At 32.2% G+C, this 14,034-nt stretch carries 11 protein-coding genes; all 11 read right to left on the minus strand.

The annotated features are described in order from the left end of the window. Positions 1–6 precede the first annotated feature (6 nt). The 11 genes from KPL50_RS12815 to KPL50_RS12865 all read right to left on the minus strand — a co-directional run bounded on the left by KPL50_RS12815 (position 7) and on the right by KPL50_RS12865 (position 13,842). Positions 7–252, minus strand: a complete 246-nt coding sequence (locus KPL50_RS12815) for a LysR family transcriptional regulator (RefSeq protein WP_216298916.1) — start codon at positions 250–252, stop codon at positions 7–9. A gap of 225 nt (positions 253–477) precedes the next feature. Continuing rightward, on the minus strand, positions 478–1,329 hold the full coding sequence (locus KPL50_RS12820; RefSeq protein WP_216298917.1) for an acetyl-CoA hydrolase: 852 nt from the start codon (positions 1,327–1,329) through the stop codon (positions 478–480). Positions 1,330–1,449: 120 nt separating this feature from the next. Then, positions 1,450–2,016 carry a DUF1097 domain-containing protein gene (locus tag KPL50_RS12825; protein ID WP_216298918.1) on the minus strand — a complete coding sequence of 189 codons (567 nt, stop codon included), beginning with the start codon at positions 2,014–2,016 and terminating at the stop codon, positions 1,450–1,452. A gap of 308 nt (positions 2,017–2,324) precedes the next feature. Further along, the gene (locus KPL50_RS12830; protein WP_216298972.1) at positions 2,325–3,839 is read right to left on the minus strand and encodes a sigma-54-dependent Fis family transcriptional regulator; all 1,515 of its coding nucleotides are present in this window, start codon (positions 3,837–3,839) and stop codon (positions 2,325–2,327) included. A gap of 19 nt (positions 3,840–3,858) precedes the next feature. After that, positions 3,859–5,724, minus strand: coding sequence for a sigma 54-interacting transcriptional regulator (locus tag KPL50_RS12835; RefSeq protein ID WP_216298920.1), 1,866 nt, complete (start codon positions 5,722–5,724; stop codon positions 3,859–3,861). Positions 5,725–5,873: 149 nt separating this feature from the next. Next, positions 5,874–6,941 carry a butyrate kinase gene (gene buk / locus KPL50_RS12840; RefSeq protein ID WP_216298921.1) on the minus strand — a complete coding sequence of 356 codons (1,068 nt, stop codon included), beginning with the start codon at positions 6,939–6,941 and terminating at the stop codon, positions 5,874–5,876. Positions 6,942–7,059: 118 nt separating this feature from the next. After that, complete coding sequence (locus tag KPL50_RS12845; RefSeq protein ID WP_216298923.1) at positions 7,060–7,722, minus strand: hypothetical protein; 663 nt, start codon at positions 7,720–7,722, stop codon at positions 7,060–7,062. A gap of 20 nt (positions 7,723–7,742) precedes the next feature. After that, positions 7,743–8,312: an indolepyruvate oxidoreductase subunit beta gene (locus KPL50_RS12850; RefSeq protein ID WP_216298924.1), complete on the minus strand. Its 570-nt coding sequence runs from the start codon at positions 8,310–8,312 to the stop codon at positions 7,743–7,745. Position 8,313: 1 nt separating this feature from the next. Then, positions 8,314–10,113 (minus strand): indolepyruvate ferredoxin oxidoreductase subunit alpha, encoded by a 1,800-nt coding sequence (iorA, locus tag KPL50_RS12855; RefSeq protein ID WP_216298925.1) that lies wholly within the window; start codon positions 10,111–10,113, stop codon positions 8,314–8,316. A gap of 40 nt (positions 10,114–10,153) precedes the next feature. Beyond that, the gene (locus KPL50_RS12860) at positions 10,154–11,059 is read right to left on the minus strand and encodes a bifunctional enoyl-CoA hydratase/phosphate acetyltransferase (RefSeq protein WP_216298927.1); all 906 of its coding nucleotides are present in this window, start codon (positions 11,057–11,059) and stop codon (positions 10,154–10,156) included. A 257-nt stretch (positions 11,060–11,316) separates the two neighbouring features. Then, entirely contained in the window at positions 11,317–13,842 is a 2,526-nt protein-coding gene (locus KPL50_RS12865) for a helix-turn-helix domain-containing protein (protein WP_216298928.1), read from the minus strand. Between the last annotated feature and the right edge of the window lie 192 nt (positions 13,843–14,034).

Consider the following 14,034-nt stretch of genomic DNA (forward strand, 5'->3'; position numbering starts at 1 on the left):
TTCATTTTATAATATTGCAATTTGCTTACTTAAAGAAGGTTGTGAAACATATAAACTTTTTGCAGCCTCTGTAAAACTTAAATGCCTTGCCACTGCAAAGAAATATTCAATTTGAAGTAAAGTAATTCCTTTATAATTCACAACACTACCTCCGTATAAAATTTTTAGTGTTTCGTAAGTTAAATCATCACCTGTACATCTGTTCATCTTCTTCGAAGCTGCACTATTAATTTCCTTATGAAACTTTTTCACATTATAGTATCATTTTATGCGAATTTTCACTTATATACAATATAGAAAATACATATTTACAATATTAAACTTAATTTCTATTAGATATATGTGTTTCATTTTAAATATATAAAAATAACCCCATTGAATAGACACAGCTCTTGATGTGGAAATTTGTATAATCAGAAAAACATTACCACATATTCTATTGTGATAATGTTTTTCTTATTTATATAACAAATTTTTTTAACGCATTGGAAGATATCCGCGATATTGTGTAAAGTTATCACTTTCAGCTATATCTGTTAAGAATATACTTGAAATTTCAAATCTAGGTTTTAAATAAGGAAACTCATCACAAGTAGCCCAAGATGGTTTTTTAATGGCCTTATCCACTGCTGCTCTATGCCAACCTGAAGGACAGTTAAACCACATTTCAACTACTCTTTGGTATGGGCAGTGATTAATATCCTGCATAACTTTGCTTGTCAATATTCTATTTACATCTGCAGACTCTTGGAACTTTGGTATAACTTCTTCAAATAACCATTTATCTCCTTCTTCCATAGATACACCATCTGGATATTTCATAACAAACTGCCAGCGATAGTTAGGTCCATCCCCCATAGTTCTTCCTGCACCTTTTAAATCTTCTTCCCAGCAAAGAGGTACAAAGGCCCAGATAAATGGAGGCATACCATTATTACCGCCTGTTGTTCTTGCGTCATCTCCACCAAGCTTCTCCTCTTTTTTACCTTCAAGAACTGCTACTTCATTATCATCTGGAATAGTACCTTGCCATTTTAATACATCTATTGGAAAATATTCACTCATAGTTTTATTTTTAAATTCAGGTGTCAATGGGTTAACCATCCAATAATGCTCTGTTAGCTGCATTCTGCAAGTTCCAAATCTTTCTCCCTCTGGTGGTGTTGGTAATGCTGGATAAAATGCATACTTACTAACGTATGTTCCAAATTGCGCTATACTTTCTGGTATATGATGGTAGTAAAGCCAATGCTTTAGCATATGTCTATAATCCTCTTTTACTACATCTACATAAATAAGACTTCTCATTGGGTTAAATTCTATTGCCATATTAATATCCTCCTTAAATTTTCTTAATTTCTATATTGTATACCTTCTCTTTTTATAGAGAAAATTAAATAAACAAATTTGGTATGTAACAAATTCTTTTATATAAATAAGAAATCAGTACTACATTGATTTTTCTTCTGCATGTCCACCAAACACATATTTAGGCCAATCCTTGCCTAAAAATACATTGCATAGTGCACCCCCACCTAATACTAATATGCTGCTCATAAATAAACCATAAATAAAAAATACAAATAAATGAACTGGTGTAATGGCTGGAGCGTTTGCTGGCTGAATAGAAAATATAAAGAATGTTTCAGCTAGTCCCAAAAATAATGCTGGTACACATCCAAATATAGTATCTCTTAACAAGTTTTCATGAACAGTTAATATAGAAAATATTATTACAATTGTAAGTGCTATACCGGGTACCCATGCTGGTAAACCTTTCATTGCTCCCATCAATACCCCATTTAAAAGTGCCCATAAAATTCCAATAGGATAGCACACTATTAAAGTTGGAATTTTTTTGAAATCTGCCCCCATTGCAAAGAATAACAGTAATACCACAAATAACATCCAATTATAATTACCAAAACCTAAAGCACCCATAGGTTGCATTAGAAGTGTCAGTATAACCGCACCGAAAGCTGCTTGGATTAATAAAGCTTTTCTTTTAATTGACATAAAATCATCTCCCCTTTTATTTATTATTAGGTAATTTATATTACGCATGTTTCATGCCAAGTTGTCAGTAATTTTACTGATGTATTTTCTAAAGCCTCGCTAATCCTTGCAAATTCTCACTTCTTACAACTAATCTTTTATAAAATTTGATTTTCACCTCTCATGCCAGAAACTATTTATGAAAACGTTACCTCCACTATTGTGGTTATGATGAATTTTTTCATTATATTTTACAATAAAAAACAGTAAAATCACCATTCTAGTGCTTTTACTGTAATACATTTTAGTATTTATAGTAATGATTTTTTTCATCGCCATTTACTAATTCCAAGTACCTTAGCTTTTTTTACTACAGTAGACTGCTTTATTCCTAATACCACCGCAGCTTTATATGTGCTTCCATATTTCTTTAATGCTTTTTCAATAATATCCTTCTCTAATGAATTAACAGCATCTTTCAAAGTAATATTGCTATTATCAATAATGTCACTGAAAAATGTATCCTTACCCAAAGTGTTAATAATATTACTTTTTTTAATAATAATTTCATCATCAATTACCACTAAACGCTCTATTATATTCTGAAGTTCCCTAACATTCCCTGGCCAATCATAGTATTCAAGTGTTTCCATGGCAGTTTTTTCAAAGCTCTTACGCTTACAATATTTTTTATTAGATTTTTCTAGAAAATGATAAGCTAGTATTGAAATATCCTCTCTTCTTTCCCTAAGCGGCAATAAACTGATTGGAAAAACATTTAATCTATAATATAAGTCTTCTCTAAAAACACCTTTCCTTATTTGCTGCTGTAAATTTTGATTTGTGGCTGCAATTACTCTTACATCCACTTTTATAGAATTTGTTCCTCCAACTCTAGTAATTTCCTTTTCTTGAAGAACACGAAGAATCTTTGACTGCATTTTTAGAGGCATTTCACCTATTTCATCTAACAAAATCGTACCACCATCAGCCATTTGAAATAGTCCTAATTTGTCCTTACGTTCAGCTCCTGTAAATGCACCTTTTACATATCCAAATAGTTCCGACTCGAGTAATGCCTCTGGTATTGCTGAACAATTTACTTTTATATATGGTCCATTTTTTCTTATACTATTCTTATATATTTCTCTTGCAACAACCTCTTTTCCAACACCAGTTTCTCCCGTTATGAGCACAGTTACATCCGTTTTCGCCACTTGCTTAATTGTATGTCTAATTTTTTCTACTCCAACAGCTTTTCCAACTAAATCTGTTTGCATTTGACTTTCTCTTAAATACTTTAACTCATTAAGGTATATTTCTTTATCATTCTCAAGCGTTTCAAGTTTTTTCTTTAGTTTAATAAATTCAGTTACATCTCTAATGATAGTGACTACAAATGATATTTCTCCGCACTCATCAAAAAAAGGAGATCCTGTCATAATAACTGTTTTGTTCATTCTTTCAATCCTAGTTATAATTGAAGTCTCTTTTTTTTCTTCTAGCGCTATAATTCCTACTGCTCTTGGCTTTTTACTTTCAAGCACTTTATTATCAATTTGATTAAGTATGGCCATCATGGGCATCTTATCCTTATGATCTAGTACTAAAAAAGCTTCTTCTTTGTTATATATTTCCATATCCCATACATTTTGCATCTTTCTTCCGATTAACTTAGATTCTTCTATTCCAATAATATCTGCAAAGCATTTATTTACGTCAACAATAACTCCATTTTTATCTATTACATAAACCCCATCAGATACTATGTTGGCAATAGCAAAAAAATCTATTAAATTTCTTTTATACATGGTATTTTTTTCTATTACATGTCTATTTCCCATCACTATTCACCCTTCTATCCTATGATTTAGTTTTTTTCCACAATGCCGTTCTGCTTATACCAAGCTTTTTAGCTATTTCAGTTTTTGTCATTCCTTGACTTGACAGCATTTCTATTACTTTCTCTTCCACAAAGCGATTGATTTCCTTTAAATCAATTACCTTATCATTATCAAGCCTTTTGACATGGCCACTAATCTCTCTTTCCTCTAAATCAATTTCATTAAAAATAACATATCTTTGAGCAATATTTTTTAACTCGCGTACGTTACCTTTCCAAGGATAACCCATTATTTTTTCTTCAATTTCATTATTTATTTCTGGCACATCACTTCCTCCTGATAAGCTTTTTACATAATGCTTAAACAATGGAATAATGTCCTTTTTTCGCTCTCTAAGTGGTGGAATGTTAACTTCCAAAATATTTAAGCGATAAAATAAATCACTTCTAAAGCTTCCCTCTTCAACCTTTCTTTTTAGCTCTTCATTTGCAGCAGCTATAATTCTAACATCTAATGGAATTACATAGTCTGATCCTATCCTCATTATTTCCCTTTCTTCTAAAACCCGGAGCAACTTTCCTTGTAAATTAGGGGATAAACTATTCATTTCATCTAAAAATATAGTACCTTTATGCGCAAGTTCAAAGAGTCCAGGCTTCCCACCTTTTCTAGCCCCAGTAAATGCTCCCTCTTCATATCCAAAAAGTTCGCTTTCCAAAAGATTTTCTGAAATAGCTGCACAGTTAATTGCTACAAATGGCTCATCTTTTCTACTACTTATATTATGGATACTTTGTGCAATCATCTCTTTTCCTGTTCCGCTTTCTCCATAAATCATAACGGTACAATCACTTAACCCTATCCTTATTGCCTTTGCAATTGTTTCTTTCATAATAGGATCCTTTGAAATAAAATCTTGAAATGTATATTTAGCAACAAGACCCTTCTTATTTAATTCATATCTTATTTTTTTCTCTAAGCTTTGAAGTTTAGTGATATCTTGAAATGAACATAAAACACCATGTACATGGCCATCTACATTTAAAATAGATATATTTGCAGCAATTATTATCTTTTTCAGCTTTTTTATTTCGTTATATTGATTAACTTTGCTCCTAAGCACATCTATCATAAAATCTAGCTCTGGACACACATCAAGTAATTTTTTATCTAATACATGGCCGCTATTTTTCTTTAATAATTCCTCTGCTCTTTCATTGAATAGAATTATGTTTCCTTCCTGATTCATTGCAACAACAGCATCATGCACTCCGTCTAAAGTAGTTTTTAAAATTTCATTTTTATATTTTTGATCATATAAGTTGTCTATAAGTTCTTTAGCATATTCTACGCCCTCATAAATTGATTCTTTACTAGCACCTATAGGAATACTATTCATTCCAAATCTTTTAGCATGTCCGCAAGGAATACCACCACCCACTATTAATACACTATCTTTTCTCAGAGCATACTTTTTTACTTTATCCTCTATATTCTCCTTATCATTAAACCGTTCAATTATGATATTTTCTTTAATAACATCTTTCCATTCATCATAATCAAAGTATTCTAAATCAGAGATAACCAAGATAATATCCTTCATATACTTTCTTGCTGTCTTTATTGCATGTAAAATGTCCAAGGTTGTTATTTTCAAATGTATAACTGGAACATTTACTTTACCAACGGTATGGCGATATCCGCCGCTTCTAGCTATAATTGCCTTGGCACCTTTTCTTTCCAACATTTTACCTTGCTGCCTAAAGTTATCCGGATCCAAAATATCAATAATTATTTCGCCCTTATTAACTTCTTCTTCAAATAACTCTATTATACTATTTTTAAGCTCAATATCAGATGCAATAATTCCTATTTTTTTGTCCATAGCTATACTCCTTATTATTAAGATATTATTCATTAATTAGATTTAAGCAAAGATTATTCTAAATCATATTATGCTTATATTAATTTTAATAAAAAAACACTACTATAACAATAGATTATAGTAATGTTTTTTGTCTTATTTATTTAATATTATTCAACATATTCTATAGCTTCTTCTTCGCTCCTTAAAACCCTAAGTGTTCCCAGCGATAGTGACTCCATTTCATTTTCTCCAGCCATAATCTCAACTGGCGCAATAAACTCTACACGCTTTTTGATCCAGGTCGTGATTAGATTTGAGTAAGCTATGCCTCCGGTAATTACAATAGAATCTACCTTGCCTTCTAATACAGTTGCAAGTTCACCTATTCCCTTAGCAACTTGATAAGCCATAGCCTCATATATAAGCTTTGCATTTCCATCTCCATTGTCAATCATCTTCAAAACTTCTCTAGCATCTACGGTATTAAGATATGCCTTTAACCCACCATTTCCCCTTAGCTTTTTCTTCATAGTACTCTTATCAAACTTGCCTGAGTAGCATAAATCTATAAGATCATTACAAGGAACTCTTCCAGCTCTTTCCGGTGAGAATGGTCCTTCATCATCAGCGATTACATCCACCATACGACCCTTTTCATGAGCATTTACAGATATTCCGCCGCCTAAATGAGCAACAATAAAATTCATATCTGTATATTTTTTGCCATATTTCTTTGCAACCTTCATTGCCATAGCTCTAGTATTCAAAGCATGGCTAGTGCTGGTCCTAATTATATCCGGCATTCCTGATATACGAGCTATTTCATTCATCTCATCTACTCTAACAGAATCATATATATATGCTTCTGCCCCAATAGAATTTGCTATTTCATAGGCTATTAGCGCTCCTAAATTTGAAGCATGCTCTACTACAGGATTATTTTTAAGTCTAGCTACCATTGCCGCGTTAACTCTATAAGCTCCTGATTTTACTGATGGAAGCATTCCACCTCTTCCTACCACAGCAGCTAATTCATTTACTTCATACCCATTTTCCTTTAAAAAAGAAAGTACAATTTCTTTCCTCATATCAAACTGGTCTGCAACACTATTATATTTTTCAATTTCTTCAACTGGATGATCTAGTGTTTTACAAAACACTTCTTTTTCATCTTCGTATAGCGCAATCTTTGTAGAAGTAGACCCAGGATTAATTGCTAATACCTTATAACTCATATTTTATCTGGTTACAAAATTACGTTATAATGTAACCACCCTCCTTTCTTAATCTCTTGATTTTTAAAAGCAACGTATTATTTTATTGAAGAAAATTATTTTCACCTCACCATGATAATTAAATTGGTGCTGGTACTGGCTTTGTTTTTTTTGCAAGGGCTAATAAAAGACCTAGTGCTATAGATAAAAAAGCAGAAGCAAGAACTCTATATTGTGCTGGTAACATAAATACTGCTGTATGAGCAGGTATCCAGAAAAATGGACATGTTTTAATCCAGCTAAATTCTACTAATGAATGCCAATCATTTTTGTCTATTAACTCACTAACTGTAACCTTACCACCATTATTCTCATACTTTGTATCTACATACATATCTGTGAATCTATGAAATACCATCATCATAGGCCCAAACGTAAGATTCATTATAGCACTTCCGAAAAATGCCTGAGCAAGTACTGAACCCTTAAATGGAAGCTTAGAAGATGCTTGTGCTGCTGCTGCTCCACTCATGAATACTGTAAACATAAGTGTAACCATTAAACCTATTACTCCCCAAATAATACTCTTATAAACAAGCCCCTTTGGAATAACCCATTCTCCTTTTAAAACTCTTCCACCTAATAAATCGCCCATTGTAGCTAATATTCCGAATTTAACAAATCCCCCTATATATGGGTGCGCATCAGTAGCACTAATAAATGCTACTCTCGAAGCTGGAACTACTAAGATGATTATCCATACTAAAAGTGTAAATGCCCATATAAAATCGCCTTTTTTCAAATAAAACACTCCTTCAAATTTTATACTAAGCCCATTCCAACTTCAACAGCTTTTAAGTTAATATCAACAAATTGAGGCTTAACATTGGCTCTTATAATCTTGTCCCAATTTATTTTTTCAAGTCCCATTGCCTTAATAATAGTTCCAAGCAAAATAATATTCATAACCTTTTGGTTTCCGAGTTGTACTGCAAGCTTTGCAGCATCTATAACAGTTGTCTTAACTTTGCTTTGTAATTCTTCTATTATCCCTTCTGGGTATTCTGCTTTTCCGTTAAGAATAGGCATTGAATTGATTTGATAGTCATTAACAACTACTTTTCCTTCTGGCTTTAAGTATTTAAGCCATCTTAATGCTTCCATCTTTTCGAAAGAAACTAATATATCTGCTCCTCCAATTTCTATTACAGAAGATTGTACATCTTCGCCATATCTTACCTGTGAAGATACAGAACCCCCTCTTTGGGACATTCCATGTATTTCGCTCATTTTAACATCATATCCTGCTTCCATAAGGCCTGTTGTCAACAGTTTGCTTGCAAGTATTGTTCCTTGTCCACCTACTCCAACTAACATTATACTTTTAATCATACTACTTTACCTCCTTTTCAATTGCACCTACTGGACACACTTGTTTACATACTTCGCATCCAACGCATGGTGTAGGTTCTATAGATGCCTTTTTCTCTACTTTATCAAATGATATTGCTGGACATCCAACCTTTACACACATTTTACATCCAACACATTTTTCAGCATTGACGCTGCAATTATCTTTGAAAGCACCTTTAAATTCTTCTTTATCTTCTTTAGAGAATTTTTTAAGCACGCAAGGCCATCTAGTAATAATTACTGATGCTTCATCTAATGCATATGCCCAATCTAATGTATCCTTTACTTCCTTTAAATTATTTGGATCTATTACCCTTACATTCTTAACTCCACAGGCTTTTACAAGTGCTTCTATATCAACAAATTCTGTTTCTAATCCTTGTAGTGTGTAACCTGAACCTGGATTTTCTTGATGTCCTGTCATACCAGTAATTCTATTATCTAAAATTACATTTATAGAATTCCCTTTGTTATAAACAACATCTAATAATGAGTTAATTCCTGTATGGAAGAAAGTTGAATCTCCAAGGAATGATACTACTCTAGTTTTATTGTCTTTCTTCATATTAAATACTTGTTGTGCACCGTGTCCCATACTAAGACTAGCACCCATACAGACAGACCAGTCCATAGCGCTATATGGCTCAGCAAAACTCAAAGCATAACATCCTATATCTCCGGACATTACAGTGTTTTTTCTCTTTCCAAGCTCATACATGAAACCTCTATGAGGACATCCTGCACATAAAGTTGGAGGTCTTGGAACAACCTTACTTTCGTCATATGCAATAGTTTCATTAGTTTTTCCATATACTGACTTTCTAATAACATCAGGAGTCATTTCACCATGGAAGGGAAATGTGTTTTTACCATTGCATTCTATTCCCAATGCTTTTAATTCATTTTCAATTATTGCATCATTTTCTTCTATTACATATATTTTATCAACCTTTGAAGCAAATTCCACCATCATTGCTTTTGGAAGCGGATTTGTAAATCCAAGTTTTAAGTATGATACATTATTTCCGAAAACTTCTTTAGCAAATCTATAGCAGCAGCCTGATGTAACTACACCTATTTTCGTATCTTGCGATACGCTGTCATTTAATTCAATGTAGTTTAGAGGTGTGTTATTAGAAAACTCTTCTAATTTATTTAATCTTTCTTCAACTCTTATTCTCATATCCCCTGTAAATGCAGGAACAGGAACATATTTCTTTACGTCTTTAACATATTCTTTAATTTCAACTTGGTTTCTATCTCCACATTCAACTATAGATTTAGAATGACAAAGTCTAGTTGTAACTCTGAAAAGTACTGGGGTATCATATTTTTCACTAATTTCAAAGGCTTCTTTAATCATATCCCTTGCCTCTTGGCTGTCTGATGGCTCAAACATTGGAACTTTAGCAAATCTTGCATAGTTTCTATTGTCTTGCTCATTCTGTGACGAATGCATTCCTGGTTCATCTGCTGTGATTAAAACAAGTCCACCATTAACTCCAATATATGAATTTGTAAAAAATGGGTCTGCGGCAACATTAAGCCCAACATGCTTCATAGCAGCTAAAGCTCTAGCTCCTGCATAAGATGCTCCTATTACAGCCTCTAAAGCAACCTTTTCATTAGTTGCCCATTCTGCTAAAATATCCTCTTTATATAATGCAAGATTTTCTAATATTTCAGTACTAGGTGTTCCTGGATATGCAGATGCAAATCTAATACCCGCTTCCCATGCTCCACGAGCCATAGCTTCGTTTCCTGTTAATAATTTTTTCATGATTTCACTCCTCTTAATCTATATATAATAATTTTATTTACTACTTAACAGCCGCTGCTGATAATACTAAAGATAAATACTTCTCCTCACTTGTTGAACCTCTTGAGGTTAAAACAATAGGAACCTTAGCTCCCACAATAAATCCTGCCATTTTAGCACCAGCAGAGTATACTAAAGCTTTTCCTAAAATATTTCCTGCTGTAATATTCGGAACTATTAAAATATCTGCATCGCCTGTTACTGGACTTTCAAAACCTTTTATTTCTGCTGATTCTTTGCTCATAGTTAAATCATAAGAAATAGGTCCTTCTACCATACAATTTTTGATTTCTCCCCTTTGATTCATTTCCTTTAATAGACCTGCATCAACAGATTCAGGCATCTTTGGATTAACCTTCTCTACTCCAGCAAGAACTGCAACCTTTGGCTCATCATATCCCATAGCAATTAACGTGTTAACCGCATTCTCAATGATTTGCTTTTTCTCATCCAAATTTGGATACATCATCATTCCACCATCTGTAACTGCTAATAGCTTATGATATGTAGGTAATTCATGAATAACTACATGAGACATAACTCTTCCTGCTCTAAGTCCCTTTTCTTTATTAACCACAGCTCTTAATAGATCTGCAGTTTGAATTTTCCCCTTCATTATGAAATCTGCTTTATTTTCACGTATTAATTCTACAGCCTTGTTTGCTGCTGCAGCATCATCTTCTACATGTATAATAGCGCCCTCATCTAAACTCACATTTAGCTTGTCTAGAATTTCCTTTATTTTTGCCTTGTCTCCTATTAAGATAGGTTCTACGATGTTATCTTTTCTAGCTCTAAATACAGCCTCTAAGGTATGTTCATCCTGTGCTGAAACTACTGCTACTTTTTTCTTTAACGCATCACCTTGAACGTTTTCAATTAATTCATTAAAGCTTTTGAATACCATAGTTCTCCTCCTTCATAAAGTAAGTATAATTAGCACTACATTTGTTGTACAAATCATAACTAACTTATTATCTTATTTATAACATAGCAAGTAACGGGCCAAAAAAAGAATGGGCTTATAGCCCATTCTTTCATACATAATTCTATTTGATCACATCCTGACGTTTTCTTTTATAAACATCATGTTATCTTTTGTTTACACAAAACATTGATCTTAAAAACCATTTTTGAGTTTTATCCTTGATTTTACATTTGAAATTAATAGTTCTCTTTATAAACAGGTTTAATTTCTATCAATCGTACTTCATGTGGCATTAGCTCAGCAGTAATAGTTAAGATATTATCTTCGCTGCAAAGTATTTTTTTCTGAATCTTGGGAATAGATACGGCTTTTAAATATTCAACATCTTTTGAGGTTTCTAAAGGTAACCCACCCAATTCAATCCACTTATCGAAAGAACTTCCATACTTTTGATTTATAATTGTCTCAGTTATTCCATAATTCCTCTCGAAAAGATTTATAATTGGCAACACTACTTTTAATGTCTGTGGTTTAGGAAATGGAGTATATCTATTCTCAAAAGTCATATCAAACAGTTGGCCTGATGCATATAATTTTGAATAATGTTGATAATTGTATAGGATTATTTGAATTGAATCATCCTTTGTTGTTATAAAGAACCCCTCTCCCCTTCCTATTAATCTCTCCCCCAGTTGATTAAACATTTGAAAAACGTAGTAGTGGGATTTCTTTATACCGTTATATGTAAATAGTCCTCCACCACCATGATACAGTTGATTTTCAAGTTTCACTTCTTCGATATAATCAGATATTTGCCAATAACCAAAGCTTTCAAGATTATCATAATTATCTGATAAATTTTTTGCAATATATGCCGCTTTGTATGCAGTATCGTTTAACAATTCATTGTGTGAAATAGAAGAGTTCCAAGCAATCAAGTATAGTTTATTAACTTTCCAATTATTTTCTTTCATTCTTTTACGGATAGCACAAAGGTTATCTTTCAAAGCATCTTCCGACTCGTTATAAGCAAGATATTTTTTTTGGTTTAAATGCTTTTCCATTGAAATAGTGGGAGCATTTTGGAATGATAAATTCATAGGATAAAAATGTGTATTGATAAAATCTGGCATACAATCATTTGATTTACAAAAATCAATAAATTTATCCATCCAATCATTCGCACCTGCTAAAGTGGTGTCAAAAACCGGAGGACTCCCAAACCGAATGGAAGAATTAATACCCTTTATGGCCCTATATGTCTCTAAATAGAAATTAAAAAAATCATTATAATTTTCAAAACCAAACATTTTTATTGCATCAGGTTCATTCCAAAGAAAAAATGGCCAGGATTCTACTTCTTTTTTTCCATACCGGGAAATAATATGTATGGTTAACTGACGAATTACATCTGTCCATTTCCTCATATCTTTAGGCAGACTTATAACTGACCCAATAAAAAACATTGTACGAGAACAATCCCTTGCAAGCCTACTTGGCATAAATGAAAGCTCCATAAATGGTTTTAAATTAATGGAAAGAAGATAATCAATTACTAAATTAATATAAATAAAACTCAGTTTAGGTTCACCCTTATCATTTTCAGAATAAAACATCATTTCATCATCAAGTAACCCATGAAAACGAATGTAATGGAATCCAATATCCCGCTGAAGTTCACTAAGCATCTTTTGATTTTCAGAAATAAGTATATGTTTTGCTTTCCCGATACAAGTAAGAGTTTTAAATGTATGCCTTAAACGTAAGCCCTTTTGTGTTGCATCTACGGGAGAGATTTCATAAACCTTAGTGGAATGTTGTTTTACTTTAGTAGCTTTAGCATCATCATTAAGATAGTCTGCCAAACGGTTAAAGGAATTGTTATGACGCAAATCTAAATAATTCATACTTTCAATGGTGTTCTTTGGGGTATCATCATTATAATTGTTTAATTCTTTACGATATTCGCTGGGAAGCACATTATATTTACTTCTAAATGCGGTAACAAAAGAGCGAGTATTTGAAAAACCATTTTTTTCAGCAATATATTCAACTTTTAAATTTAGATTTGCCAAATCATTTACTGCATGAGAAAGTCGAACCTCCGTTAAATACTCACCGAAGCTACTACCGATAAATTCTTTAAACACTTTTGATAGATATGAGGTGGATAGATATAGAGTGTCTGCTAAAATATTCAAAGATATTTTAGCAGCATAATTCTCACTTATGTAATGCAAAATGCTTTTTATTCTTTCTGAATTTTTAACTATGTCTTTGGAGTAGAAATTATCTTCTACTTTAAAGTAAGTAGTTAAGATATATAATAATTCATAAATATAAGATTTATTCATAAGTTCAATACTTTCATCAGGGTTAGCGTTTGATTTCACAATTGAAGCAAGCAAATGTTTTAATGGTGTGAATTTCGTTTTATCTGCTTCCGTAGATGAATTACAATCAAATCTATTTTGTGAAAATCGATATATTTGCGGGTCTAACGCTGAAATATCAATTTGCAAAGATATCACTTCACACTTGGCCGCAGCTAAAGAATGAACGTCGAACATATTTATAAGGATGATATCATCTTCATGTAAATTATATTGCATGTTGTGAAATTTAATTTGGGCACTGCCTGATAATATATATAGTAGTTCTATACTTTGATGCCAATGCCTTTTTATGTTTCCAATTTCATGCATAGAAAAACTCATAGGCGAAGAGGCGCCAAAATCAATAACATCTCCATTTATATTCATAAAATTCCTCATTTCATTAATTTAATTGCATGTATAAAAGGATTATAACACATTAAAAATAAATTTTATTATTGTAACTGCAAATTTATTGTTTTTTAACTGCAAATATTTATTATATTTTTTTCTCAAAATCTCTTGCGTAAAAAAACAAATAGAAAATTGTGGTAAACAAAATATGAAAATGGATTTATT

It is taken from the genome of Clostridium sp. CF012 (assembly GCF_018861755.1).
Classification (GTDB): Bacteria; Bacillota; Clostridia; order Clostridiales; family Clostridiaceae; genus Clostridium_AD.